The 26,461-nt window shown below is 64.7% G+C and carries 23 protein-coding genes; 14 read left to right on the top strand and 9 right to left on the bottom strand.

Translation table 11 applies throughout. From position 1 onward, the window contains the following. Window positions 1-145 precede the first annotated feature (145 nt). The 5 genes from aspT (FQ755_RS17645) to FQ755_RS17625 all read left to right on the top strand — a co-directional run bounded on the left by aspT (FQ755_RS17645) (window position 146) and on the right by FQ755_RS17625 (window position 7,316). A complete protein-coding gene (gene aspT / locus FQ755_RS17645) occupies window positions 146-1,828 on the top strand; it encodes an aspartate-alanine antiporter (protein ID WP_144156129.1) in 1,683 nt (560 codons plus the stop codon). A gap of 112 nt (window positions 1,829-1,940) precedes the next feature. Next, window positions 1,941-3,626, top strand: coding sequence for an aspartate-alanine antiporter (gene aspT / locus FQ755_RS17640; RefSeq protein WP_144156128.1), 1,686 nt, complete (start codon window positions 1,941-1,943; stop codon window positions 3,624-3,626). A gap of 117 nt (window positions 3,627-3,743) precedes the next feature. Then, window positions 3,744-5,393 carry a bifunctional aspartate transaminase/aspartate 4-decarboxylase gene (locus FQ755_RS17635; RefSeq protein ID WP_144156118.1) on the top strand — a complete coding sequence of 550 codons (1,650 nt, stop codon included), beginning with the start codon at window positions 3,744-3,746 and terminating at the stop codon, window positions 5,391-5,393. Window positions 5,394-5,611: 218 nt separating this feature from the next. Beyond that, the gene (locus FQ755_RS17630) at window positions 5,612-6,841 is read left to right on the top strand and encodes a pyridoxal-phosphate-dependent aminotransferase family protein (RefSeq protein ID WP_144156117.1); all 1,230 of its coding nucleotides are present in this window, start codon (window positions 5,612-5,614) and stop codon (window positions 6,839-6,841) included. A 235-nt stretch (window positions 6,842-7,076) separates the two neighbouring features. After that, window positions 7,077-7,316, top strand: coding sequence for a DUF6900 domain-containing protein (locus tag FQ755_RS17625; protein ID WP_144156116.1), 240 nt, complete (start codon window positions 7,077-7,079; stop codon window positions 7,314-7,316). A gap of 85 nt (window positions 7,317-7,401) precedes the next feature. On the opposite strand, the gene FQ755_RS17620 is transcribed toward FQ755_RS17625, so the two are convergent. Next, window positions 7,402-8,613: an MFS transporter gene (locus tag FQ755_RS17620; RefSeq protein WP_144156115.1), complete on the bottom strand. Its 1,212-nt coding sequence runs from the start codon at window positions 8,611-8,613 to the stop codon at window positions 7,402-7,404. Window positions 8,614-8,991: 378 nt separating this feature from the next. On the opposite strand from FQ755_RS17620, the gene xdhA reads away from it, so the two are divergent. The 3 genes from xdhA to xdhC are packed head-to-tail and all read left to right on the top strand — an operon-like array spanning window position 8,992 to window position 13,516. Continuing rightward, window positions 8,992-10,509 carry a xanthine dehydrogenase small subunit gene (gene xdhA, locus FQ755_RS17615; RefSeq protein ID WP_144156114.1) on the top strand — a complete coding sequence of 506 codons (1,518 nt, stop codon included), beginning with the start codon at window positions 8,992-8,994 and terminating at the stop codon, window positions 10,507-10,509. A 31-nt stretch (window positions 10,510-10,540) separates the two neighbouring features. Continuing rightward, window positions 10,541-12,907 (top strand): xanthine dehydrogenase molybdopterin binding subunit, encoded by a 2,367-nt coding sequence (xdhB, locus tag FQ755_RS17610; protein WP_144156113.1) that lies wholly within the window; start codon window positions 10,541-10,543, stop codon window positions 12,905-12,907. A gap of 24 nt (window positions 12,908-12,931) precedes the next feature. Then, window positions 12,932-13,516 carry a xanthine dehydrogenase accessory protein XdhC gene (gene xdhC / locus FQ755_RS17605; protein WP_144156112.1) on the top strand — a complete coding sequence of 195 codons (585 nt, stop codon included), beginning with the start codon at window positions 12,932-12,934 and terminating at the stop codon, window positions 13,514-13,516. Between the two features lie 27 nt (window positions 13,517-13,543). Here xdhC and FQ755_RS17600 read toward each other — a convergent pair whose 3' ends face one another. From FQ755_RS17600 to FQ755_RS17590, 3 genes are all read right to left on the bottom strand, one after another. Beyond that, the gene (locus FQ755_RS17600; RefSeq protein ID WP_144156111.1) at window positions 13,544-14,548 is read right to left on the bottom strand and encodes a LysR family transcriptional regulator; all 1,005 of its coding nucleotides are present in this window, start codon (window positions 14,546-14,548) and stop codon (window positions 13,544-13,546) included. A 178-nt stretch (window positions 14,549-14,726) separates the two neighbouring features. Further along, window positions 14,727-15,395 (bottom strand): 2-hydroxychromene-2-carboxylate isomerase, encoded by a 669-nt coding sequence (locus FQ755_RS17595; protein WP_144156110.1) that lies wholly within the window; start codon window positions 15,393-15,395, stop codon window positions 14,727-14,729. A 240-nt stretch (window positions 15,396-15,635) separates the two neighbouring features. Next, window positions 15,636-17,018 (bottom strand): TAXI family TRAP transporter solute-binding subunit, encoded by a 1,383-nt coding sequence (locus tag FQ755_RS17590; RefSeq protein ID WP_144156109.1) that lies wholly within the window; start codon window positions 17,016-17,018, stop codon window positions 15,636-15,638. 613 nt (window positions 17,019-17,631) lie between these two features. On the opposite strand from FQ755_RS17590, the gene FQ755_RS17585 reads away from it, so the two are divergent. The 3 genes from FQ755_RS17585 to FQ755_RS17580 all read left to right on the top strand — a co-directional run bounded on the left by FQ755_RS17585 (window position 17,632) and on the right by FQ755_RS17580 (window position 18,627). Next, entirely contained in the window at window positions 17,632-18,000 is a 369-nt protein-coding gene (locus tag FQ755_RS17585; protein WP_144156108.1) for a BON domain-containing protein, read from the top strand. Next, a complete protein-coding gene (locus FQ755_RS37425) occupies window positions 17,990-18,142 on the top strand; it encodes a hypothetical protein (protein WP_186308568.1) in 153 nt (50 codons plus the stop codon). Before FQ755_RS17585 ends, FQ755_RS37425 begins: the two co-directional genes overlap by 11 nt. 230 nt (window positions 18,143-18,372) lie before the next feature. Beyond that, window positions 18,373-18,627, top strand: coding sequence for a hypothetical protein (locus FQ755_RS17580; RefSeq protein ID WP_144156107.1), 255 nt, complete (start codon window positions 18,373-18,375; stop codon window positions 18,625-18,627). Between the two features lie 119 nt (window positions 18,628-18,746). Here FQ755_RS17580 and FQ755_RS17575 read toward each other — a convergent pair whose 3' ends face one another. Continuing rightward, window positions 18,747-19,535 carry a sulfite exporter TauE/SafE family protein gene (locus FQ755_RS17575; protein WP_144156106.1) on the bottom strand — a complete coding sequence of 263 codons (789 nt, stop codon included), beginning with the start codon at window positions 19,533-19,535 and terminating at the stop codon, window positions 18,747-18,749. A 366-nt stretch (window positions 19,536-19,901) separates the two neighbouring features. Between FQ755_RS17575 and FQ755_RS17570 the strand changes: the two genes are divergently transcribed. The 3 genes from FQ755_RS17570 (at window position 19,902) to FQ755_RS37420 (ending at window position 24,337) form a co-directional block, all read left to right on the top strand. Beyond that, window positions 19,902-21,176: a hypothetical protein gene (locus tag FQ755_RS17570; RefSeq protein ID WP_144156105.1), complete on the top strand. Its 1,275-nt coding sequence runs from the start codon at window positions 19,902-19,904 to the stop codon at window positions 21,174-21,176. A 269-nt stretch (window positions 21,177-21,445) separates the two neighbouring features. Continuing rightward, the gene (locus FQ755_RS17565) at window positions 21,446-21,868 is read left to right on the top strand and encodes a DUF3331 domain-containing protein (RefSeq protein WP_144156104.1); all 423 of its coding nucleotides are present in this window, start codon (window positions 21,446-21,448) and stop codon (window positions 21,866-21,868) included. A 654-nt stretch (window positions 21,869-22,522) separates the two neighbouring features. Then, entirely contained in the window at window positions 22,523-24,337 is a 1,815-nt protein-coding gene (locus FQ755_RS37420; RefSeq protein ID WP_186308567.1) for a hypothetical protein, read from the top strand. Window positions 24,338-24,374: 37 nt separating this feature from the next. On the opposite strand, the gene FQ755_RS37415 is transcribed toward FQ755_RS37420, so the two are convergent. The 4 genes from FQ755_RS37415 to FQ755_RS17545 form a co-directional block, all read right to left on the bottom strand. After that, the gene (locus tag FQ755_RS37415) at window positions 24,375-24,542 is read right to left on the bottom strand and encodes a hypothetical protein (RefSeq protein WP_186308570.1); all 168 of its coding nucleotides are present in this window, start codon (window positions 24,540-24,542) and stop codon (window positions 24,375-24,377) included. A gap of 91 nt (window positions 24,543-24,633) precedes the next feature. Then, window positions 24,634-25,116 (bottom strand): lytic transglycosylase domain-containing protein, encoded by a 483-nt coding sequence (locus FQ755_RS17555; RefSeq protein WP_144156127.1) that lies wholly within the window; start codon window positions 25,114-25,116, stop codon window positions 24,634-24,636. Between the two features lie 262 nt (window positions 25,117-25,378). Further along, on the bottom strand, window positions 25,379-25,729 hold the full coding sequence (locus tag FQ755_RS17550; RefSeq protein WP_144156103.1) for a hypothetical protein: 351 nt from the start codon (window positions 25,727-25,729) through the stop codon (window positions 25,379-25,381). 13 nt (window positions 25,730-25,742) lie between these two features. After that, the gene (locus tag FQ755_RS17545) at window positions 25,743-26,057 is read right to left on the bottom strand and encodes a hypothetical protein (RefSeq protein WP_144156102.1); all 315 of its coding nucleotides are present in this window, start codon (window positions 26,055-26,057) and stop codon (window positions 25,743-25,745) included. Window positions 26,058-26,461: the final 404 nt, after the last annotated feature.

Genomic DNA, 26,461 nt, shown 5'->3' with positions numbered 1-26,461 from the left:
ACTCCCGCTTGCGCGTTCGTTTGGTCGTCAAATCCAATCCCAGATTAGCTTGTCTCATGCCCAAATCGTCGCAGTCGACGGCATATTTGGCAACTCAATTCCTGCATGATTTATGCAGACCTTCCCTAAAGCGGAAAACCAGAACATGCTTGGTCAACTGCTCAGGCTGCAACCAGAAATTGCGCTTTTTGCGAGCCTCGCTTTAGGTTATTTCATCGGCTCGTTCAAGGTTGGGCCGATCCAGCTGGGCGGTGTCTGCGGCACTTTGATCGTGGCGCTGTTACTGGGACAAAGCGGTGCGCGGCTCGCGCCCGATCTGAAGAACATCGCGTTTGCGCTGTTCATTTTTGCGCTCGGTTTCACCGGCGGCCCGCAGTTCTTCGCCAATATCGGCCGGGGCTGGCGCTATGGCTTGCTGTCGATCGTTGAAATCGTTTCCGTGCTGATCCTGGTGATGAGCGCGGTGCTCGTCTTGCGTCTGGACGCCGGCACGGCGGCGGGCCTGCTGGCTGGCGCGGCAACCGAATCGGCGGTGATCGGCACGGCTTCGGAGGCGATTGCCCGGCTGGGTCTCGGCGACGCCGAAACGGCGCGTCTACAGGCCAATATCGTCACCGCGTACAGCGTCAGCTATCTGTTCGGCCTGGTCACCATTGTGATGTTTACCAGCCAGTTCGCGCCGTTGCTGCTGCGCGTCAAGCTGCGCGAGGAAGCCGAGCGCGTCTGGCACGCGCTGGGCGGCGACGGCGCGCTCGACGAGGGGCAGCGCATGGGCGCGCCAGCGCTGGTGAGCCGGGTATTTTGCATTGGCCCGGCGGCGGGGCAGGCGGTCGCCGCGCTCGAACTGCGCTATGGCGGCAATCTGACGATCGAGCAGGTGGACCGTGACGGCGCGAGCCTGCCGCTTGAACCGGGCCTGCTGCTCGCTGCCGGCGATATCGCCCTGGTCGCGGGGCGGCGCGAGGCGCTGGTCGCGGCCACGCCGGTGCTCGGCACGGAGCTGGCCGACAGCCGCTTCGCCGCGCTGGTCGCCGAGCGAGTCGACGTGGTTCTGACGCGCCGCGAGGCGCACGGCGCGACCGTCGCGCAGATGCGCGAGCGCGCCGGGCCGGAACAGGGACGCGGGGTCTATATCGCCGCCGTCACGCGGCTCGAGACGACCGTGCCGGCCTTACCCAACACGGAGCTAAACCGCGGCGACGTGCTGACGCTGGTCGGCGCCAAGGCGGACGTGGCGCGTAGCGCGCGACGGCTCGGCTATGTGCTGCCCGCCACCCAGAAGACCGATTTCGTCTACCTCGGGCTCGGCGTGCTGCTCGGCATGGCCATCGGCCATCTGGGCGGGCGTATCGGCGGCGTGTCGGTTGCGCTCGGCACCGGCGGCGGCTGTCTGCTCTCGGGGCTGCTGTTCGGCTGGATCCGCTCGCGCCATCCGCTGATCGGCTCGCTGCCTTCGGCGGCCGCGCAGATCCTGAAAGACTTCGGCCTTGCCACCTTCATTGCGGCGGTCGGCCTCTCGGCGGGGCCCGACGCGATCAAACTGGTACGCGAATACGGCGTGGCGCTGCCCATCGCCGGCATTCTGATGGTGCTGATTCCGGGGCTGTTGTCGTTGTGGATCGGCCGCATGTTTCTCAAGCTCGAAGCACCCATGCTACTTGGCGCGATCGCCGGCCAGCAATGCAGCACGCCGGCCATCAGCGCGCTCGTCGGCGTGACCGGCAATTCGACGCCGGTCATCGGTTACACGATCACCTATGCGCTTTCCAACATCCTGCTGCCGCTGATGGGACCCGTGGTGGTCGGGCTGGCGGGGAGATTCGGCTAGGTCTCGATACCCAATCACGACTCATCATTAACGCATACACGCGCACCGGACGCCGCGACGCACGGCGGCGACCACACCGGCCACTACGGTCATCACTGATAGCGAGGGCATGATGGACTGGCTACACAACGTCTTTCACAAGTCACCTGAGATCGCGTTATTTCTCTCCCTGGCGGTCGGCTACTACGTCGGCCAGATCAATTTCGGAAAATTCCAGCTCGGCGGGGTGGGCGGCTCGCTGCTTGCCGCGGTGGTGATCAGCCAGGCCGGTGTGACCATCGACAACGGCGTGAAGTCGGTGATGTTTGCGGTCTTCATTTACGCGGTCGGTTACGACTCGGGACCGGGCTTCTTCAACTCGCTGAACCGCAAGACGTTGCGCGAAATCGCCATGGCGATTTTTCTCGCCGTGTCGGCGCTGGTTACGGTGGTGGTGTGCGCGAAGCTGTTCCACCTCAACAAGGGCCTCGCGGCGGGCCTGGCCGGCGGCGCGCTGACGCAGTCGGCGATCATCGGCACGGCGGGTGACGCGATTGCGCGTCTTGGGCTGCCGCCCGATCAGATCAAGTCGCTGCAGTCGGACGTCGCGATTGCCTACGCCGTGACTTACGTGTTCGGCTCGCTCGGGGCGATCATCGTCTGCGTGAACATCCTGCCCAAGTTCATGGGACAGGGCTTGCGCGAAGCGTCGATCGAGGCCGAGAAAGAGTTGGCCGGCAATGCACCGGCGCAGTCGGTCGGGCAGTTGTCGGCGTTACCGGAGATGGTGGGCCGCGCGTACCGGGTCGGAGCCGGCGCGGGGAAAAAAGTTTCGGAGATCGAACTAAGCCAGAACGATCTGTTCGCCATCGAGCGAATCCGTCGCGCCGGCAAGGCGCTCGAACCGGCGCCGGATCTCGTCCTCGAACCGGACGACGTGGTGCTGGTGGTGGGCCGCCGCGAAGGTGTGGTCGGGCTGTGGAACGTGATTGGCGAAGAGCTGGCGGAAACGGATGGCGTCAGCATCGTCATGCAGACCCGCCAGGGCGTGTTCACGCGTAAGGGCATGAATCACACGACCATCGCGGAAGTCCGCCAGAACGTCGACCGCGACATGCGCCACGGCGTGTATATCGAAGGCGCGACGCGCGCCGGCCAGCCGCTGCCCATTCTGCCTGAGACGAAGCTGGAACACGGTGACGTGATCACTTTCTACGGTTCGCCAAAAGATACCAAACGCGCCGTCGATGCGGCCGGCTACGAGCTGCCGTACAGCAACAAGACCGACTTCATCTACATGGGCGTGGGTCTCGTGCTGGGATTGCTGATCGGTCTGATCGTGCTCAACGTGGGCGGGATTCCGCTCACGCTCGGTTCGGGTGGCGGCTGTCTGCTCGCCGGCCTGCTGTTCGGCTGGATGCGCGGCAAGCATCCGATGTACGGCGTGTTGCCCTCGGCCGCCTCGCAGCTGCTAAAAGACTTCGGGCTGGCCGCATTCGTCGCGGTGGTGGGTCTGAATTCGGGCCTGCAGGCGGTGGTGACGGTCAAGCAAAGCGGCATGACGATCTTCCTGCTCGGCGTGTTCGTCACCTTGTTCCCGCTTCTGCTGACGATGCTGTTCGGTCGTTATGTGCTCGGCTATAAAAACGCTGCGATTCTGGCCGGCGCGCTGTCCGGCTCGCGCAGTGCGAATCCGGCGTTCGGCGGCGTGCTCGACAAGGCGGAAAGCGCGGTGCCCACCGTGCCGTTCGCCATCACCTATGCAATTGCAAACGTCGCGCTGACGCTGCTGGGGCCGCTCGTCGTGGGTCTCGTTTAAGGCGAAATGGCGCGACGCGCCAGGACGCCTCGCTGACCACCCTCATTCCTTCACGCCGGCGCCGCCGCAGGAGCGCGCCCGCCGCCGGTGTCTCAACCTTGCAATGGAGAATGCATCATGGCAAAAGGCAAAAGCGAAACCGAACAGGACAAGCTGGCAGCACTCAGCCCGTTCGAACTGAAGGATGAACTGATCAAAGCCGCCGGCGGCGGCGCGGTCGAGCGGCCCGCTAATGTTTCGATGCTCAACGCCGGCCGCGGCAACCCGAACTTTCTGGCGACCATTCCGCGTCACGGCTTCTGGCAACTGGGCCTGTTCGCCATGCGCGAATCGGAGCGCTCGTTCGCCTATATGCCCGAAGGCGTGGGCGGCTTCCCGCGCCGCGAAGGTCTCACGGAACGTTTCGATCTGTTCCTGCGTGAAAACAAAGGAGTGCCAGGAATCGATTTCCTGCGCGGCGCGATCTCCTATGTGCGCGATCAACTGGGCCTTTCCGCAGGCGACTTTCTGTACGAGATGTGCGAGGGCATTCTTGCCTCGAACTATCCGGTGCCGGATCGCATGCTGAAACTCTCCGAGGTGATTGTCGGCCAGTACCTGCGGCGCGAGATGATCGGCAAGCATCCGTTTGTCGGCGAATTCGACATCTTCGCGGTGGAAGGCGGCACCGCGGCGATGACGTACATCTTCAACACGATGCGCGAAAACCACCTCATCGAGGCTGGCGACACGATCGCGCTCGGCATGCCGATCTTTACGCCGTACATCGAGATTCCGCGTCTGAACGACTATCAGCTGAACGTCGTGAATCTGAATGCGACGGTGGAAAGCGGCTGGCAGTATTCGAAGAAGGAACTCGACAAGCTGCGCGATCCGAAAGTGAAGGCATTTTTCCTGGTCAATCCGAGCAATCCGCCTTCGGTGAAGATCAGCGACGAGAGCCTCGAATACATCGCCGACATCGTCAAGGAACGCCCGGACCTGATCCTGCTGACCGACGACGTCTACGGCACCTTTGCCGACGAGTTCGTCTCGCTGTTCGCGCTCGCGCCGAAGAATACGATTCTCGTCTACTCCTATTCGAAGTATTTCGGCGCGACTGGCTGGCGTCTGGGCACCATCGCCACCCATCGCGACAACGTGCTCGACAAACTGCTCGCCGATTTGCCGAAGGACGTAAAAAAGGAACTGCACACGCGCTACGAGTCGATCACCACGGAGCCCGACAAGCTGAAGTTCATCGACCGTCTGGTGGCGGATAGCCGCACGGTCGCGCTGAATCACACCGCGGGTTTGTCGACGCCGCAGCAGGTGCAGATGGTGCTGTTCTCGCTGTTCTCGTTGATGGACACGCCGGACGCCTACAAGAACGCCCTCAAGCGGCTGATTCGCAAGCGCAAGCAGGCGCTGTACGAGGAAGTGGGCATTTCCTTCGCGGACGACGACCCCAATCAGGTGGACTACTACACAATTCTGGACATCGAGTTTCTCGGCGAGCGGATGTACGGCCGCAAGTTCGTGGACTGGCTGCTCAAGAATACGGAGCCGAGCGAACTGCTGTTCCGTCTCGCGCGTGAGGCGCGCGTGGTGCTGCTGCCGGGCAAGGGCTTCGGCACCCAGCATCCGTCGGGGCGGGTGTCGCTCGCCAACCTTAACGAGTCGGACTACCGGCAGATCGGCCGCGCGATGCGCAGGCTGATCGAGGAGTACGTCGAACGCTACAACAAGGATACGGGCGGCAAGCTCGACAAACACGCGGTGAAGTGACGGCGCGGGTTCGGCGTCGGGCGGCCTTCAGGCCGCGCGGCCGCTGCACGCGGTCAACGCGGTTAACACGGTCAACGCGCTGTCAAAAAACTTGCACAATCGGCCGGATCGGTGAATGATCGTCGGTCAAGGTAGAGGCGGCCTCGCCAGCGTCACGGTTGGCGAGGCCGCTTGTATCTCTGGCGCCGTGAAATACCCTGACTTCCTCCGTACCGATCATGCAGACCACAATCTCTACTCCCATCCCCCGCCCGGACGTCGAATCGCTCGACGCCATCCTTCCCGAAGAGCCGCTGCTGATGATGGGCGCCGGCCCCGTGCCGATTCCCGCCGCCGTCGCCAAGGCCAACACGGTGGTGATCAATCACCTCGGCACTACGATGGTGAAGGTGATCGGCCAGGTGAAGACCATGGCGCGCTATGTGTTCCAGACCCGCTCGAAGTGGGTGCTGGGGGTGGCGGGCCCGGGCTCGGCGGCGATGGAAATGGCCATCTCCAATCTGGCCTGGACGGGTACCCGCGTGCTCAGCATCAAGAACGGCTTTTTCAGCGAACGGATGGCGGAAATGGGCCGGCGCGTCGGCGCCGAAGTGACGACGCTCGACGTGGCGGATCGCGCGGTGGCGAGCCTCGAACAGGTGGCCGAAGCAATTCGCCGCGAGCGGCCGGAGATCGTCACGATCGTGCAGGGCGAGACCTCCAACACGGTGGTGAACCATCATCTGAAGGAGATCGCGGCGCTGGCGAAGGCGGCCGGCGCGCTGGTGATCGTCGATGCCGTCTGCACGCTGAGCACCATGCCGCTCGAAATGGACGCGTGGGGCATCGACGCTGTGATTACCGGCGGGCAGAAAGGGCTGTCGTCGATCCCGGGCGTCTCGCTGATCGCGTTCTCGGATGCGGCGTGGGAGCGGGTGAAAACCCGCACGGCGCCGAATGCGCATTGGTGTCTCGACGCCTCTCTCGCGGAGAATTTCTGGCACAACGCGGGCTATCACTACACGGCGCCGGTGTCGGGCGTGCTGGCCTTGCACGAGGCATTACGCCTCGTGTGCGCCGAGACCCTGGAGAAGCGCTTTGCGCGGCATCTGAAATGCTCGCTGGCGCTGCAGGAAGGCATCACGGCGCTGGGTCTGCAGCTTTATGCGCCGCAGGAGTGCCGGCTGAACTCGGTGGTGGGTATCGAGGTTCCGCAGGGATTGAGCCCCGGAGATATCTGCGGACACATCTCGCGGCATCATCAAGTGGAGATTTCGGGCTCGTTCGGTCTGCCGATCGTGCGCATCGGCCAGATGGGCGAGCAATGCCGCGAACACAATCTGTTCCGCACGTTGCATGCGCTGGGGCGCACGGTAGTGGATCTGGGCGTCGCCGTCGATTTGCCGGCCGGCGTCGCGGCGCTGGAGAAGTCTCTTTCCAGCGGCGCGCGCGGCGTGAACGCGCGCTGATTTCGTCAGGGGTCCTGAGAGCCGGACGGGTCAGCGGCGATTGCTGATCCAACCGGCTTGCCGTTGCTGCCCGGCGATTTTGGAGTAGAGCTTCAAACTGCGACTGCAGGTCACGTGCCCAAGCCGCCTTTCCTTACTATTATTACAACTGAAGGATGATCTGAATCAAAGGCTAACTAGGCAACAGTGATCTCTCATGTGAGGTGTCACGCCCCACCTGTAAAGGGGGTATGAAATGAGCAACGCCATCTACGACGAACGTCTCGAGTTACTGCGGACGATTTCCATTGATGTTCTCGGCATCGACCGGATCGAGCAAACCGGCAAGCTGACTAAAGACCTGCACATCATTCACATCGAGGATCTCGTGCACGCGCTGGAGGCCGCCTACGATGCGGGCCTTATCGTGGGCTATCGCACGGCGCGCGGCGGCAACGCGGATACGCGGTCAGCCGACGAGGTTTTTTTCCCTTAAACGTCGGCAAACCGCGCGAGGGGCGCGTGCTTGTGCAGTCGCGCTCCTGATTCACTCGGCGGCTAATCTCTGGGGCCGCCGTCCGTCAGGTCGCCGCAGGCGCGTTCGGCACCCGGGCGTTACGCAGATACATCATGGTCGAGAGCGCCACCGCGGCCGCTGCGGCCACCGCCGCGAACAGAAACACCGAGCCATAGCCGAATGCACCCGCGATATAGCCAGCGAGCGGGCCGGTAATCCCCAGCGACAAATCCAGAAACACCGAGTACGCGGACAACGCCGCGCCACGACTAGCCGGCGGCACCAGCCCGACCGCTTCGACGCCGAGCGCCGGAAACACCAGCGCGAAGCCGAAGCCGGTCAATGCGGCGCCGGCGAGCGCAAAGTGCGGCTCGGGCGCGAGCCACAGCATCAGCAGGCCCACGCATTCGAAGGAAAACGACGCAATCGCCACCCGAAAGCCGCCATATGTCTTGATCGTATTGGCGAACAGCAGACGCGCGCCGATAAACAGCGTGCCGAATACCGTCAGCGAGAGGGCCGCATTTGGCCAGTGCCGCGCGGCGTAGAACAGCGTGATGAACGTGGCGATCGAACCGAAGCCGGCCGAGCCCAGCGCGAGTCCAATGCCGTGCGGCAGCACGCGCATGAACACGCTGCGATACGACATCCGCTCGCCATGCACGATCGGCACCGCTTCGATGTGCCGGGCGAGGTAGTAACCGACGGCAGCCAGCGCGATCGCCACGAGGCCGAGTGCCGGATAGCCGAGCGTATGGGCGATCGCCACGCCGAGCGGCGCACCGATTGCCAGCGCGCCGTAGGTCGCGATGCCATTCCACGAGATCACGCGCGCGTTATGCGACACCCCCACGCGGCCAATGCCCCACAGAATCGCGCCGGTTCCGCACAGACTTTCGCTGAAGCCGAGCAACAAGCGGCTCAGCACCAGCAGCACGAGGCTCAGCGCCGGCCAGCGCGCGCACAGCACGGCGAGCAACAGCATCGCGCCGCTCGCGCCGCAGCCAATCAGCCCAATCGCCACGGTGCGTTTCGGTCCGAGCGTGTCGGCCGAGCGGCCGGCCAGCGCGCGCGAGGCGAGGGTGGCCAGATACTGCACGCTGATGGCCGCCCCGGCGATGATCGCGCTGAAACCGAGATCGTCGTGGACGTAGCCGGGAAGCACCGCCAGCGGAATCCCGATGGTCAGGTAGCAAATAAACGTGAAAAAGACGACCGGAATGATCTGCAAAGTGGTCGCAAATTCGCTGCGCGGCGTAGCTGATTGGGCGGACATAGGGAAAACGAGGCTTGAAAACGGCGGAAAGACGTGATTTTCCCATGGAACCGATCCCCATGCAGCCGTCACTTAATATTTTTCGTCCCAAAAATACAGTGCCGGATCGGTATAGAGGGCGATTCGGGGCGCAAATGTCAGCAGCAGGGTGTCCGAATCGCTTAAGAGCATGGCCGAAATGAGGTATTTCAAAAGAAAATGTTGTGATTTGACCCTTCTGACATAAGCGCACCTCGCCTGAAACCTATCTCGTTATCGTCCTGACGATATGTCCCGCATGTGCCGGTCGCTATGGGTTGCGGATATTGACGGTGATAGCGTTCGAATCGTCACTGCAGCACGGTCCCCACGGACCAGAACAAACCGAGATCACGAGACATGAGCCAGCCGATTCGCTTCTACCACCGCAACGCGATCCGCGAGATTACGAACGCGCCCGTCACCCGTACCGTGCTGCAGTATCTGCGTGAAGACGCGCATTGCACCGGCACCAAGGAAGGGTGCGCCGAGGGCGACTGCGGCGCGTGCACGGTCGTGGTCGGCGAGCGCGACGAAGCGGGCGGCGTCAACTTCAAGGCGGTCAACGCGTGCATCCAGTTTCTGCCGACGCTGGACGGCAAGGCTCTCTTCACGGTCGAGGACCTGCGCCAGCCGGATGGGTCGCTTCATCCGGTGCAGGAGGCGATGGTCGAATGCCATGGCTCGCAGTGCGGCTTTTGCACGCCCGGCTTCGTGATGTCGATGTGGTCGCTGTACGAAAAGCATGGCCACGAACAGAGCTGTGCGAACAAAACGGTGCCCTCACGCGACGAGATCAGCAATGCGTTGACCGGCAATCTGTGCCGCTGTACCGGCTACCGGCCGATCGTCGACGCGGCCGTGCGCATGTTCGAAGCGCCGGCTCCGCAGGCGCCGGTCGACCTCGCCGCGTTGTCGGCGAAGCTCGCCGTGCTCAAGCGCGGCGAGACCTTCCACTACGAATTCGCCGGCCAGCAGTTCGACGCGCCGCGCAGTGTCGCCGCGCTCGCGCAGATCAAGGCGGCGCAACCGGCGACGCGCATCCTCGCGGGCAGCACCGATATCGGCCTGTGGGTCACCAAACAGATGCGCGAACTGGGCAACATCGTCTATCTGGGCCAGATCGAGGCGCTGCGCCGGATCGCGGTCACGGATGGCTGGATCGAGATCGGCGCGGGCGTCAGCGTCGAGACGGCGTATGAAGAGCTGGCGAAGCACTATCCCGAACTCACCGAAATGTGGAAACGCTTCGCCTCGCTGCCGATCCGCAACGCCGGCACGATTGGCGGCAACGTTGCGAACGGCTCGCCGATCGGCGATTCGATGCCCGGCCTGATCGCGCTTGGCGCCCACGTGGTGGTGCGCGGCGGCGAGATCGAGCGCGAGATGCCGCTCGAAGACCTGTACCTCGCATACCAGAAGAAGGACATGGCCGAGCATGAGTTCGTGGTCGGCCTGAAGGTGCCGACCCGCACCGGCGTGCGCCAGAACCTGCAGTTTCGCACCTACAAACTCTCCAAGCGCTTCGATTCGGACATCTCGGCCGTGTGCGCGGCCTTCTCGTTTATCGCGGACGGCGACACGATCCGCGAGCCGCGCATTGCCTTTGGCGGCATGGCCGCCACCTCGAAGCGCGCCACGCACGCCGAAGCCGTGTTGCGCGACGCCGAATGGCACGAAGCCACCGCGCAGGCCGCGATGATCGCGCTCGGCAACGACTACGCGCCGCTTTCCGACATGCGCGCCACCAGCGACTACCGCCTCGACGCGGCGAAGAACACGCTGTACCGGTTCTGGCTCGAAACCCGTCCGCATAACCCGCTGCCGAAATCCGCGCTCGACGTGCGCGCGGTCGAGCCAGCCGGCGCGCACGCCTGAACCCGTCCAACGGATACGGAGAACCATTCGAATGAACCAGCAAGCAGAACCGTTCCTGAAAGACATCCAGGATCTCGACGACTTCACCCAGGTGCATATCTCGCGCCCGCATGAGTCCGCGCATCTGCACGTAAGCGGCCGCGCCACCTACACCGACGACATCCCGGTGCTCGCCGGCACGCTGCACGCCGCGCTCGGCATGTCGTCGAAGGCGCACGCGAAGATCGTCTCGATGTCGCTCGACAAGGTGCGCGCGACGCCCGGCGTGGTCGCCGTGTTCACGGCGCAGGACATTCCCGGCGTCAACGACGTGGGTCCGATCATCCATGGCGACGACCCGATTCTCGCCGACGGCGTGGTGCAGTACGTCGGCCAGCCGATGTTCATCGTCGTGGCGATTTCGCATGACGTGGCGCGGCTCGCCGCGCGCCGCGCCGAAGTCGTCTACGAAGAACTGCCGGCCGTTCTCACGGCGCAACAGGCGCGCGCCGCCAATCAGCACGTGCTGCCGCCCATGAAGCTGGCGCGCGGCGATGCCGGCGCGAAGATCGCGCGCGCCGCCCATCACGACGCCGGCGAAATGCTGCTGGGCGGCCAGGAGCAGTTCTATCTGGAAGGCCAGATTTCGTATGCCGTGCCGAAGGACGACGACGGCATGCACGTCTACTGTTCCACCCAGCACCCGACCGAAATGCAGCACCTCGTGGCGCATGCGCTGCACGTGCCGTCGCATAACGTGCTGGTCGAATGCCGCCGGATGGGCGGCGGCTTCGGCGGCAAGGAATCGCAATCGGGCCTGTTCGCCTGCTGCGCCGCGATTGCCGCGTGGAAGCTGCTGTGCCCGGTGAAGCTGCGTCCGGACCGCGACGACGACATGATGGTCACCGGCAAGCGGCACGACTTCCACTACACGTTTGAAGTCGGCTACGACGACAAAGGTGTGATCGACGGCGTGACGGTGGACATGACCTCGCGCTGCGGCTTTTCCGCCGATCTGTCCGGCCCGGTGATGACGCGCGCGCTGTGCCATTTCGATAACGCGTACTGGTTGTCCGACGTGACGATCGACGGTTTCTGCGGCAAGACCAACACGCAGTCGAACACCGCGTTTCGCGGTTTCGGCGGCCCGCAGGGCGCGTTTGCGATCGAATACATCATGGACAACGTCGCGCGCTCGCTCGGCGAGGATTCGCTCGACGTGCGGCGCCGCAATCTGTACGGCAAGACCGAGCGCAACGAGACGCCGTATGGCCAGGTGGTCGAAGACAACGTGATCCACGAGCTGATCGACGAACTCGAAGCGACCAGCCATTACCGCGCGCGCCGGGCCGAGATCCGCGAATTCAACGCGAACAACGAAGTGCTGAAGAAGGGGCTGGCGCTCACGCCGGTGAAGTTCGGCATTGCCTTTAACGTGACGCACTTCAACCAGGCCGGCGCGCTGGTGCACATCTATACCGACGGCTCGGTGCTGGTGAATCACGGCGGCACCGAGATGGGCCAGGGGCTCAACACGAAGGTGGCGCAGGTCGTCGCGCATGAACTCGGCATCAGTTTTAACCGCGTGCGCGTCACGGCGACGGACACCAGCAAGGTGGCGAATACCTCGGCCACCGCCGCTTCGACCGGCTCCGATCTGAACGGCAAGGCCGCGCAGGACGCCGCGCGCCAGTTGCGCGAGCGCCTCGCGGCGTTTGCCGCGGTCCGCTACGGCGCGGGTGAAGTCAGCGCGGCGAGCGTGCGCTTCGGCCACGACCGCGTGGCGGTGGGCGACGCCGTGGTGCCGTTCGAAGAGATCATCGCCAAGGCGTATCTGGCCCGCGTGCAGTTGTGGTCGGACGGTTTCTACGCCACCCCGAAGCTCTACTGGGATCAGTCGAAGCTGCGCGGCCGGCCGTTCTACTACTACTCGTATGGCGCGGCGGTGTCGGAAGTCGTGATCGACACGCTGACCGGCGAAATGCGCGTGCTGCGCGCCGACGCGCTGCATGACGTGGGCGAATCGCTGAATCCGGCACTCGACGTGGGCCAGGTGGAAGGTGCTTTCATCCAGGGCATGGGCTGGCTCACCACCGAGGAACTGTGGTGGAACCCAGGCGGCAAGCTGATGACGCATGCGCCGTCCACCTACAAGATTCCGACCGTCAACGACACGCCGCCGGTTTTCAACGTCAAGCTGTTCAAGAATCGCAATGCCGAGGACAGCATCCACCGTTCGAAGGCGACCGGCGAGCCGCCGCTCCTGCTGCCGTTCTCGGTGTTTTTCGCGGTTCGCGACGCAGTGGCGGCGGTGGGCGACTACCGGGTCAATCCGCCGCTCAATGCGCCCGCCACGAGCGAAGCGATTCTCAAGGCGGTCGCGGCCGTGCGGGCTGCGAGCGCCGCTTCGCGTCCTTAACCGCAGCGCTACCGGAAGCTAGCCATGCAGATGTCCACTTTCGTTCAGGTTGGCCGGCGCAGCAGCCGTGCCGCGGCGCGTCCGGCGCCGCTGCATGTCGTGCTGTTCGGCGCGGGTCACGTCGGGCATGCGCTGATTGCCCTGCTCGGCAGCCTGCCGTGCGTCGTGCAATGGGTTGACGAGCGTGACGAGCTGTTCCCGGACGAAGTCCCCGCCAACGTGCAGGTCGAGGCCACCGACACGCCCGAGGCGATCGCCGACACCGCACCGCCGGGCGCCTACTTCCTCGTGATGACGCATAACCACGCGCTCGATTTCTCGCTCGCCGCGCGCATCATGCGGCGGCGCGATTTCACCTACTTCGGCATGATCGGCTCGAAGACCAAGCGCGTGAAGTTCGAGCGGCGCTTGATGGAGCGTGGCGTGGATCCGCAGCGGCTGGATGAGATGACCTGTCCGATCGGCGTGAGCGGTATTGTCGACAAGGCCCCGCAGTCCATCGCCGTGGCGGTGTGCGCGGAGTTGTTGCAGGTGCGTTCGCGCGGGATGTCGCGGCCCGGTTTGGCTGTGGATGCACGTGAGGCTTACGCGAGCGCCTTCAGCGCCTGAAGTCGCGCCCCGGCGCGAGCGTTGTGCTTACGCGGGCTCCTGCTCTGAAGTCTTTCCCGAGGCAGCTTTGCCTGCCGCCGCGCCTGGCCGCTTCGCGCGCCGGGTCTTCTGCGCCACCAGACGCTCCGACACCTGCGACATCAAGGCCCGCAACCAGCCGACATCGCTCGGCCGATCCGGCTGTGGATGCGACAGCTGATAGCAGCGGATGCGCGGAAACGGGATCGGCACGTCGACCACCGCCAGCGGCAGGATGTTCGCGTAGTGCATGGCGAAGCGGCGCGTCGTCGTGAAGATCAGGTCCGATTGCAGCAGCGTCTGCGGCACGAGGCCGAAGTAGGGCAGCGTGGTGACGATGCGCCGTTCGGCGCGGGCCCGCGCAAAGCCGGTATCGATCGCCCCGCCGCGCGCGCCGCTGTATGGCGTCGGCGCCAGATGCGGCGCGGCGAGGTAGGTCTCGCGCGTCATCGGCGTCTGCGCGAGCGGATGGTCCGCGCGCATCATGCACACCACGGTATCGGCGAACAGATCGCTTTTCTCGAAGCGCGGATCGGGCTTCGGCCAGTTGCCGATCACCAGATCGAGCGTGCCGGATTCGAGTTCGGCGTGGTGGTCGAGCGTGGGCGTCAGCGAATCGACTTCGAGGCGCGCATGCGGCGCCGCTTCGCGGAATTGCGCGATCACGGTGGGCATGAAGAAGTCGTTCAGATAATCGGGTGCGGCGACCCGGAAGGTGCGCCGCGAGCGGCCCGGATCGAAGTCGCCGTGCGGCGTCGCCACGAAATCCACTTCGCGCAGCACCTGTTGCGCCGACGCCAGCAGCGACGCGCCGTATTCCGTCGGCACCATGCCGGATTTGCCGCGCACGAGGATCGGATCGTTGAGGGTCTCGCGCAACCGGCGCAGCGCGGTGCTGATGGCGGGCTGGGTCTGGTTCAGGCGCAGCGCCGTCTGCGTGACGCTGCGCTCGACCAGCAGCGTGCGCAACACGCGCACGAGCCAGATATCGAGGGAAGCGGCGGTGTCGTCCATGGATCAGGTGGGCGGTTCTGACTCGGAGGGTGCGCCGCTCGAGGCTCCGGCGGGGCGGCTCGCGGAGCCGGGCGCGAAGTCTATAACCTTAGGCCCGTTTGCCCTACTGCCGCCATAGCGGGCGCGGTATGGCCGGGATCAGGGCTGTGCGCGCTTCGGCCCGTGTTCGGCCCGCTCTTCAGCCGCTTTTCAACCCGCTCGCCGGCACGCTGCTCAATCCGGACGGCAGTGAGCTGATCCGCTTAACTTCTTTCGACTCCAGCCAGTTCGGTGTGCGCGCGCAGTACAGCACCATCGGCAGCGCGTCTTCGCCCCAGAACAACTGGTCGTTGAGCCAGAAGGTCGGCACGCCGAACACGCCTAGCGCGATGGCGTCAGCGGTATTGCGGCGCAGTTGCGCCTTGACCTCTTCGCGCTGGATCAGCTCGGGGCCGTCCGGCAAGCCGACCCGTTCGCACAGTTCAGCGAAGTTTTCCTCGCTCGACGGATCGCGTCCCTCGCGCCAGATAAAGCGGAAAATCTCCCGCACGCAGTTGATGTCGGCCTTGGCCGCGATGGCGAGCAGTAGCGGTTTGGTCGAATCGAACGGATGGACCGGCGGCATCTTGAACGGAATGCCGAGCTGATCCGCGCGAAACAGCGCGTGGCGGTACATGAACACGCGCTTGGCGGCCACGCCGTATGCCGGGCGCTGGCCCCAGTGCTGGTACAGATCGTTCAGGACAACCGGCGTGACGACGAACGGGAGCCCCGGCCATTTGTCATGTTGCTCGAGCAACAGGTAGGTGAATGGTGAGACGAAGTCGTAAAACCACAACGGTTGCGTGGCGTCGATGCCATCGGTCATAAAGGTCTCTCCCGGATTGCTCGGTACTGGGTGGAGCGATAACGGACGCGGGCGCGGTGCCGGCGCGGGTGGACCGCGCGGATCAGTGGCATGCCGCTGCTACAAGCCGCCGTTATTTGCTGCCGTTACTCGTTGCCGTTATGCGCGTCTGCTAAACCATCCAGTTTGTCGTGATCTTACGCGGTGCCGCAGCGCCGTGCAGGCTCGATTGTGTTCAGCGCCTGCTGAAATTCGCCCGCTTCAGGCCGTTTGCTCGTGCGGCTCCTGCGTCGGCTCCGGCGGCGGCTCGCCGCCTTGCGTCAGCCGGCCACGCACGAAGCCGATATGCTCGCGCAGCACGTAGAATTGGTCGGCATAGGCGAGCGGCATTTTCAGTCCGTTGACGGATTCCTCGATCGCGTCGAGCCGCTCGATCAGTGATTGCCGTTCCTCGACGGAGGTTTCGCTGAGCGCGCTGCGTTCGATGGCGATCAGCGCGCCGTACCAGCGGTAGATCCGCGACTTCACCCGCCACGCGTATAGCGACGGCACCAGCCGCAGGGCCGGCACCAGCAGCACGATCAAGGGCACTACGACCACCAGAAGGCGATCGGCGAGGCTCGCGAGCCAGAACGGCAAAATCCGGTACAGGAAGCTCTTGCCCGACTTGTAGTAGCGCGCGGCGTCGTCGCTGATGGGGAAATCGTGGGCCAGCGGCGCCGGGAATTCACCGGCATGCTGCATCACGTTGGCCCTGCCGTGCACTTCGCGGGCCGCTTCGATCAGCAGATCCGAGAGTGCCGGATGCAGCGTGGTGCGCGCCACCAGCTCTTCGGTGGGCGCGACCATCTGGAACGGCGCCGAGGGCAGGTTTCTCGCCAGATCGAAGGCGCCCATCGGCAATTCGATGCGTGTCAGGTACGGAAAGCGCCGCGCGTAGGCTTCGGCCTGGGTGAAGTTGTAGAACTGCACGTTGGGCGTGCGGTACAGCTTGGCGATCACCGGCGGCTGGGCGGAGTCGCCGGTCAGGAAGGCCGCGTCGACCTGGCCGGATACCAGTGCCTGCGCGGCGTCGTCGCCGGAGAGCGGCAGCAGTTTGGTGGCGCCGCCCGGTTCGATGCCGTTGGCTTTCAGCAGCGCCAGCGCCAGTTCGCGGGTGCCGCTGCCTTCCGCGCCGATCGCGAGGCGCAAGCCTTTGAACTCGGAGAGCCGGGTCACAGTGGGACCGTGATAGAAGATCGCGAGCGGTACATAAGCCACGCTGCCGAGCGACATCAGGTTGTCCGGCACCGGGCCAGGCGCCACGCCGTCCTGCACGAAGCCCACGTCGACGTTGCTGCGCGGATCCGCGAGACGCTGCAGGTTATCCGCGGAGCCCGCGGAAGGCAGCACGTTTAGCGTGATGCGGTTGCGCGCGAGGATCGCCTTGTATTTCTGCGCGGCGTTCCAGAACGAACTGCCTTTGGGACCGGTGGTGATCGTCAGGGTATCGGGCGGCGCGGGCTGGATCAGCCGCACGGCAACCCAGATGGCGGCGGCGATGATCAGCAGGATCGGACCGAACGAGACCGCCAGATCGCGCCAGGAGATCGCCACGAAACGGGCGACGAGGCGGGCGGGTTTGCGGCCGGTGGAAGACTTCATGGGCTGACGTGACGGCGACAATCGTTATGTGAGATTAGAGCGGCCTCAGGCCGGCCGCGCGGGGTGGGACGGCGCGGGGCGGCGCGCGGCGGCGTATTGGCGCCGATGGTACATGATGCGGCGGCTGGTGCGGCACCCGGCGCTGACACAAACCCGTAACAAATAGTGAAATGCGAGCGAAATGCGAGCGAACCGCGACTAAACGGCGGCTGAACTGCGGGCCAGTCGGGCATGAACCGGTATGAACCTGAAGGTCTTTTCCTGCGCGGGCGGTGTGGGTCGCGCGCATCGGCCGGCTCGCGTCCTGCGCTAAACCCTTTGCGCTTCTGGCGCGTGTAGATTAAATTGTGCATCGCTGCTGCGAATCAACGTTTGCGCAGCGCGACCCGGCGCGACAAAGTAGAACCGGGCGCGTTGGCGGACTTCGCGGCTCGCTGGCTGGTGCATCGCAATGCGATGGTCCAGGCCGGCCTCTCTCGCCTCTCGCACACCGTGTCGAAGCCTCAGTCGGCCGTGGCCCCGCCGCGCCTATGCGCGTGCAGCAATGGCCGCCCGAAGTCGTAACGAAGCCGCTTGTTAGATGCGGTCATAACCGAAGTAAATAGGAGAAATCATGAAATCGGTCGATTTTCTGAAGGCGCTGGGTGGTGTGGTGGCGGTGGTTGTTGCGTGCAATACGTATGCGCAATCAAGCGATGCAACGGCTACGACGGGCGCCACGACGGCTGCTCCGAGCGCCAAGACGGTCAAGAAAGCGAACCGCAAACTGGGCTACAAGGTGCGTGGCGCACTGGCCAAGGCGCAGGGTATCGACGTGTCGAACATCTCGGTGCGCGCTCGCGGCGGTGATGTGACGCTGACGGGTTCGGTGCCCGATCAGAGCCAGATCGACAAGGCCGGCGAAGTCGCGAAGGGTGTCGACGGCGTGACGTCGGTGTCCAACAAGCTGACGGTCGTGCTGCCGAACGGTGGTGGCAACTAACCTACTGACGGATGCCGCGCGCATCGATGCCTCGGCCGGACTGATCGGCCAGGGCGGTACGCGCGCAGCAGCAGCCGGCGGCCGTCCGCAGACGAGCCAGGCTCCCGCGGATCTGGGCGCCGGTATCCCGATGATGTTCTGACGATGACAAGCGCCTGAGCACGCCGTGCTCGGCAGCGCCCGAACGGGCCCCGGCGATTCGCCGGGGCCCGTTTCGCTTCAGGGGCCTCTCGAGGCTGGCGCGCCGTTGCGGCCGGCGCCGTGAAGCTGGCCGATGCCGGCTATATCCGTCGTGCGCTGTGACACACAAAAGTCCCGCGTTGAGGCGTACTGTAAGGGCTGGGAACGGGAGTGAACCTGGAGTGAAGCGAAATGGACATGACGTTTCAGCGCTACACGGACCTGCCGATCGGCGACCGGGCAGCCTTCGAGCTGGTGTGCGCGCGCCACGGCTTTGCGCCGGCGCACTTTGAAATCACCGGGTCGCCGGATCCGGACGACCTCGAGCATCTGCGTCAGCTCGTGACGGTGCGGCGCGGCGGCTGGGCGCAGTCGTATCGCGCCGACGACCACGGCTATTGGGTGCGGCAGTTCGAAACCGATCTGACCTGCCGTTTCTTCAAGTAACGGCAAGGCGTGGCCCGGTTGCACGGCGAGGCGCTCGCAACGCCTGGCCGCGGGGCATGGCTTACCTCACGCATCCGGCATAAGACATACAGCGCATCCGGCGTCGCCGTGACGGCCGGTCAGGACATCACCAGCTTCACGCCGACCAGCGTCAGCGTGGCCGCGAGGACATTGCGCAACAGGGCGTCAGGCGCGCGGGCGGACAGATAGCTGCCGATCGCGATGCCCGGCAGCGAGCCCACCAGCAACGACAGCAGCATCGACCAGTCGATCGAGCCGAGCAGCCAGTGCCCGGCACCCGCGAGCAGCGTCAGCGGCACGGCGTGCGCGATGTCCGAGCCGACGATCCGCGTGGTCGGCAACTGCGGATACAGCAGCAACAGCACGGTCACGCCGATCGCGCCGGCGCCCACCGAAGTCAGCGACACCAACACCCCTAGCACCGCCCCGGTCAGCACCGTCAGACCGAGCGTGCGGCCTTGGGTGAGCACGCTTTGGCGGCCCGCGCCGAGTTTCGCGAGTTGCGGGCGGAACACCAGCGCGAGCGAGGTGATCAGCAAGGCCGCGCCGAGCACGATCTGGATCAGGCGGCTCGCGCCCGGCGTGTCCATGCCGTAGCGGTGCAGCAGGATCAGCGTGACGGTGGCGGCGGGGACGCTGCCGGCGGCGAGCCGGGTGGTCACCTGCCAGTCCACCGAGCCCTTCAGGCCGTGCACCAGGGTGCCGGTCGCCTTGGTGGCGGCGGCGTACAGCAGATCTGTGCCGACCGCGGTGGCCGGATGGACCTTGAAGAGCAGGACGAGGATGGGCGTCATCAGCGAGCCGCCGCCGACGCCGGTCAACCCGACGAGGAAACCGACGAACAGGCCGGAAAAGGTGTACAGAAGTTCGATGTGGGGCAGGGCCATGGAGCGGACCGCGATCGGTCGTGTGGGGTTGCAAACCGCATCCTCGGACCGGGGCATCCCGCTACGGAAGCGGGGCCGGCGGCGCGAACGGGGGCGGCAAAGCCGCTATTGTCGCAAAACCGGAGCGTGGGCGTCGGGGGCGTGCGACGCGCCGCCGGGGCAGGCAAAATTTTCCGGATCGATACCGTCAGGACTGCTACCTGTGATTTGCGGATGGTCGAGCGCCTGGGTTATACCCGAAAGCCATATCTTCGACCCTTCAGGACGTGCTAAAAAGTGTCGATATCTCGGAAGCGCGACGGAGTGTCCGGTTCGGAGATTTGCGAATCCCACGCGGCCTGTCGCACGGAATTCCGAGGTGAAGGTATGGAAAAAAAAGTGCTTGCCACGATCGCAGCCGCGCTGATGTCCTCTGCGGGCTTTCTGCATCCTGATCCTGTTTGCGCCGAGGGTGCCGCGTCGGCCTACGACGATTCGACCGTCGACGCGTCGCTCGATCCCGGCGAAGAACGCATCTCCGCCGATGGCGAGAACCAGGCGCGTCTGAAAGACCTGCGCTATGCGTATTTCATCGGCTATAACGCGCGGGCGCGGGAAGATTCGAAATCCTACGCGACGCTCGGCGACGAAGTGAAGCATGCGCCGAAGCCGCTCGCCGAGCAGGCGACGTCGACGCCCGTCGTGGCTGCGCCGCTGAAGCCGGTGACGGAACATGCGGTGGCGCAGAAGCGGACCGCTCCGCTGGCCGCCGCGCCACTCAGGCAGACGCCGGTGCCGGTTGCGCCGCCCAGGCGGCTTGCTGCGCAGCATGCCGCGCCGTCGCGCCAGGCAATCGCGCAGGCCGTGCCCGTGCCGCTAAAGCGCGTTCCCGTTCAGGTGATGCCGGCGCGGCAGGTTTCCGCACAGATGGTGTCCGTGCCGCCGAAACATGTCGCGGCGCCGGTTGCATCCGTTCGGCAGGCGTCCGTGCAGGTCGCGCCGTCGAAGCATGGCGATCAACCGGCTGGGTCGTTCAAGCAGGTTTCCGTGCGCGAAGTGTCTGTGCATGTCTTGCCGCCGAAGCAGATCGCCGCACAGGCCGCGCAGCCGAAGCCGATTTCGTTGCCAGGCGAGCCGCCGATCCTGATTCCGACTCAGGCCGTGACGTCGTTGCCGGATGACAAGCCCGACAGCGACGATACGCCGGCGACGCAAGCCCGCGACCCGCAGGGCGGGCAGCGCGTGCAATCGCAGTACCGGCAGGCCGACGACGACAGGCAGTACGAATCGGCCCAGGCGGCGCAGAACCCGCCACGTCAGCAATACCAGAATCCGCAAGCCCAGCAATATGCGGCGACGCCGGCCTATCGCCGGACGCCGGCGGCATCGCAGGACCCTGAATACGCGCCGCCGCCTCGCTCCGCTCCGGTGACGCAATATGCTCCGCCGCCACCGCCCGCACAGTATCAACCGGCTTATGCGCAGTCCGGCTACGTCCCACGGCCGCCCTCGCAAGCGACGGCGCAGCAGGTGACCGTCGTGGCGCGGCCGCCGGCGTACTCGACATATGACCAGACCTACACGCCGCCTGAATTTCGTCGTCCGTATCCCCAGGGCTACGGCAATTCGGCGCAGCCGCCCGGGTATCAGGGTTGGGAGTAGGCGGGTTCAAACGCGCGTGTCTTGAAACGCGCACGCTGACGATCCCCCATCGGGGTGATACCCGCTCATCGAAAGCCCATGCAAAATAAAATCGTCCCACCGGTAGCGGTGAGGGCGACCCATGGCGAGCCCGTGCGCCTATGGCATGCCCGCTGCCACCGTGTTCGACGAAGATGACGTTACAGGGCGGTCTGTAGACGGACTCGCCATGATCCGCGAGAACTCAGAAGGCTTGCCGTGGCGACCCACCTTGACGCGGACAATGAGCCATGAACAACAGCGCCGACGATCAACGATGGCTGCAGATGCTGGCGCTGCTCGCACCCGTGGCATCGTTTCCGGCCGCAGCGGCGACCGCTGCCCGATGGGCTTCGGTCGCGGCTGATCGCAAGCATCGGGACGCCCGGCGAAACTCCGCTTGCGTCGAGATACTTGAGCGCCTTTCACCTACCTCGATCGTTATGTCCTGGGCCGACGCGACATCCGGCCGGTATGGCGAGCAAACCTGGACTTTGCGCGTGGCGCGCCGCAAGGGCGTGTGTTCGTTGAGTGGCGAAGCCTTTGCGCCGGGCGCGCCGGTCTACCGTCTGAACGTGCGGCAGCGGGGTGCGGGTAAAACGGTGCGGTCGATTGCGGCGGCTACGATCGAACGCCTGGAAAGAGGGGAGCCCGTTCGCCGCATCGGCGCCTAGGTGGGTTGCCTGCTGGACGGTGCGACAGGAGATGGCGGAAGTTTGATCGCGTGTGGCTTTGCCAGATGTTGCTTGCCACACGCATGAGCGAATCGGTTTGAACTGCGGGCTTGAACCGCGGGTTTAACTTCGAATCGCCGAGGTCTGGATCGACCGCGGCTTAATGCTTCTTGGATGTCGACGATGAGGCCGGCGTCACGCGGATGGGCGGCGAGCCCGAAGGCGAAGTTGCCGGAGCGGATTTTTTATCCTGTTTCGGTTTCTTTACTTCGCGGTTACTGCGCATTTGACCTTTTGCCATGACAGGACTCCCTTTGCTTGTGCGTGTATGCCCGGATAAATGTCCGAGCTTCGTGCGAGTGTGCGCTGATTTGTCTGTACTGTCGCGCAACATTTGCGCCAGCCGGAAAAAAGACTTCGCGCCGCGCGGATGTCGCGTAACGGCAACTCTAATGGTGTGACTTAACGCACGTTATTGCACCGTATTTAGCCTTTATTTATCGATCAACGCCCTCGAATATCCCTCATCCGCCAATTGGCCGAAATCGCCGATTGATCTTTGTGCTCAGCCAAGTCATATTGCGCTTGCCCACTGTTTCATCGATGGGGCACACCGGCATCTCTGTTCTAGCAACGTGAGTAACGGTTGGGTCAATGCTTAGTGACATCACTTCTGATCAGCCCGATTTCATCCAGTGCCGACACTGTGGCGCGACCCTCGCCGCCCGCTTGCTGTCCTGTCCTTCATGTGGCGTCAACCAGACCGACTCGCGCGATCCGCTTAGCTGGTTGCCGCCGAATTCCGCAGCGGCGCAAGCCCGTTTCCCCGCTCCCCGCCGCACGATTACGCCACAACTGGCGGCGCCCGCTGCATGGAGCACGGCCGCCGGCGCAGAGGACGACCGCTTTTACGCCAATTACGATCCGTGGGTCGAGCCGAAGCGAGCGCGCCGGGTGCCGGTTCTCGTATTGGTGCTGGCGACGGTGTTACTGGTTCTTGCGGTGTTGGGGTATTGGGTGTTTCGACCAGCTGGCCCGGCGGTGAGTGTCGCACCGAAAGCGGTGTCGGGGTCGGTGACGACGCAGAAGGCTGGACAAGTGACGGCGGCGCCGTCCGCCGCGTCTGCGCCGGTTGCGCGTGCGGCTGCGGCTTCTGGGCCCGCGACTGTTGCGACGCTTGCGGCGGGGCCAGCTTCGGGTGTTGTTCCAGCGCCGGCGGTTAATGCGGCTCCTGTTGGTGCTGCGGCTCCGGTGGTTCGTCCTGCTCCCGCCGTTGTTCGAGTTCCTGACGTTGGTTCGGCTCCGGCAGCGAAGGTGGCGGGATCCAACGTGACGAAACCCGCTGCGTCGGCGCCGCTTGTGGCAAAACAGGCCGCATCTGGTCTTAGTGAGCCTGAGGTGATCGTTTTGCCGCCGGCGCCATCGCCGGCGGATAGTCCCAGCGCGCCTGTGGTTATCGCTCATGGCGCCGACACTGCCGCTTCAAGTTCGCCGGCTTTGGCGGGGCAATCTCCCGCCGCGCATCCTTTGATCGCTCCGAGCACCGTCGCTCAGGCTCCAGCAGCAAAAGCGCTGGCGCAGCGCGTACCGACCTCGAAGGCCACGACTTCGCCCGGCACGGCTGCACAGCCTACGACTTCGCCCACCACAGCCACGCGGGCTACGGCTACGCCCGCTACCACGCAGACCGCAGCCGCGCCCGCCACAGTCGCGCAGGCCACAGTCGCGCAGGCCACAGCTACCCAAGCCACAGCCACGCCCACGCCCGCCACGCCCACGCAGGCCGCGACCCCGGTCACCACGGCTGCACCGCCTGCAACCAGGCAAGCCACGACCAGGCCGGCCACGGTCGCACCGGTCGCGCCAACCGCGATCTCACCGCTTGCGACCAGCCAGGCCGTCACCAGGCCAGTAAGCCCGCCCGCAAAAACCGCCCAGGCTACAAACACGTCTGCGACGAAGCCGTCCACCATCAGCAAGCCATCTGCGGGACCTAAACCTGCCGAATCGCTCGCATCCGCCTCGCGCCACGCACCGCCTTCTGCCGCCGAAACCCGGCGCGCCGCCACCGCCGCTCAGGACCAGACCCAGATACGCGCTGACGCGGCGCGCAATCTGCAGATCGTCCAGGCGATGCTGCAAAAGAATAACCTCGCCGGAGCCGAAGCACGCCTCTCGGCTGTCCTCGCCACGCAGCCGAAGAATCGCGACGCGCTCAGCATGCGCGCCGACCTGAGCACACGCGAACAGCAGCGCGACGCCTCGCTGGACATCGCGCGTGCCTGCGCCTATATGAGCCACTGGACGTGTGCCTGGCACAATGCCGGCAATGCGATGGTGTTCGATTCGAGCAGCGCCGAAGCGCGCGGCATCGTCGCTCAGGCGATGCATGAGGTGCAACTGGAAAACGCGCCGCTGTCTGCGCCCGCGGTCGCTGCGCCGCCGCGCGAACCTTCGCCGCATCACTGAATGCGCGCCGCGCGCACGCGGCATGCTGGCGATGAAATCAGGGCTTATTTTCTACCGGCTCGTCCGCGCCCTTCTCGGGGAGCGGCTGATCGAGTCCCGGTTCGACCGGAACGGGAATGGCGTCGCCGATCGGCTTCGAGATCGGATTCTCAGGTTCGTCAGCGGGTTGCTGCGCGTCCTGATCTGCATCGCGGGGCGAGCTCATTACGGGTCTCCTTGACAGGCGTGACGGTATGGAACGGGCAGCAAGCGCCGTTCCATCGCTTTCGGAGCACGCGTGCGTCCAGTCCGCGAGCTCAATCGGCCTTCTGCGCATCCACCTGCAATTCGCCCCACGCCACGAGGATCTTCTGAATGCTGCGCGCATAAGCATCGCGCAGGCGCGGCGATTCCGAGTGATACGCACCGATCGCGCGCCAGGTGTTGCCGTACTTCACCATCTTCTGCTTGAGCAGCCAGGCCGCCACGTAGACGTTCACGCACGGATCGGTGAGGGCGCGGTGCGGCACGCCTTGACGGGCAAGGTCGCCGAAGTGAATGGAGTTGATCTGCAACTGGCCGACATCGATCGAGCCATTGGCATTGCGATTGATGGCGCTCGCGTCGCCGCGCGATTCGAACCATGCGACGGCGCGCAGCACGGAAGGGTTGACGCCCTGATAGGCGGCGGCCTGGTTGAAGCAGTCGTCCGCATGGGCGGCGCCGCAAACCAGTGCGAGGGCAAAAGCTGCATACGCATGCCGCACGGCATGTCTTGCATGGGTGGCATGGCGGCGCATGGCGGCCACGGCGATAAATGGTTCGTTCGACACGGCTTGGTCCTCCGCGTGGCGGCGATGGTAAAGGCGCCCGGTATGGCGTGGGCGCGGCGCGGGTAATCGGGAACGACGCTTGACGCTGGATGCTGCTGGGTCATTCTGGTTGAGGCAGATTGCGGTGGATCGAAACCGGGTGGTGCTGGTTACGGCGGGGTGAGGCTGGTTGCGGCTGGTTGTGACTGATAAAAACTGGCTGCTACGCGCCAGCGCCGGTGAGCGGCGCTTATTTGGCCAAGGCGAGATCGAGCTGCTTTTCGATATTGCCGAGGTACACATGCGAGGCATCCGACACGACGAGACGCGCTGCCGGCAGCGTCGACTTGCGCTCCTGGCCGCGGACCTTTTTCTTGCGCGCTGTCGCCGGTTTGGCGAGCGGTTCGTCGTCGTCATCGGTGGCCGGCGGCAGCATGGACAGTGTCGGCAGCGGCGGATATACCCGGTCGGCCGCGGCGGGCGATGGCGGGACGGATGCCACGGTGGCCGCGGCCGTGGGCGGCGTTTCATTGCCCGGCTGGCCGGCAAGCGCCGACGTCGCCAACAACAGACCCGTCGCCAATACGGTTAGGCGATGCATAAACTCGTCTTCCTTATTGCGTTGGCTTGATCGATACGCTGTACGGCTGGTTCGCGCCGGCCGTCAGGTTGTCGAGGCTGAGCTTGACGGCGTGTTGCGCAGGCACGCCGCGCCAGATGGCCTGATTGAGGTACGGGAAATCCTGGCCGAGTGCGGTGACGAGAATCGTCGTCGGCTGTTTTTGCGTTGCCGCCAGCGCGCCGACCTTGCCGAGCACGACGGTCAGTTGCGGGTCGCGTGCGCCGAGGGCGTCGGGCGGAATCGTGAAGCTCATGATCTCGTTGGTGACCGGCGGCTTCGGCGCCTCCTGGGCAGTCTGCGCAGGCATTTGCGCGCATCCGGCCAGGGCGAGAAGGGCCACGAAAAACAACAGCTGCTTCACAAGAGGCTCCCTTAAGTGTCATGGACGCTATGAACGCGTTTTCGGCAGTCGCGGGAGGGAACTTGATATGCGCAATGCAAACGTTTGGCAAAAAAGAAAACGTATCTCAAGATGGGCCGCCTGACGTGCGGCAACAGCTTTTTGGCGTCGGTCCGGAAGTAAAGTTGCCCTATACGGTCGTGCGTCGGACGCTTTTACCCATACATAGATGACGAAGGCGATTCGTAATGATCCGACAATAACGGACGCGAATTAGCGGCGGATTATTGATCACCCCAACTGGGACACGGAGATCACCGATAGAATGCGCCGTCCGCGCAATGCTGGCGGCAATGCGTTCTACCGCCAAA

Source organism: Paraburkholderia sp. BCC1885 (assembly GCF_900996235.1).
Taxonomy (GTDB): domain Bacteria; phylum Pseudomonadota; class Gammaproteobacteria; order Burkholderiales; family Burkholderiaceae; genus Paraburkholderia.
Note: the sequence above shows the minus strand (reverse complement) of the source record. Positions and strands in the feature narration are given on the sequence as shown.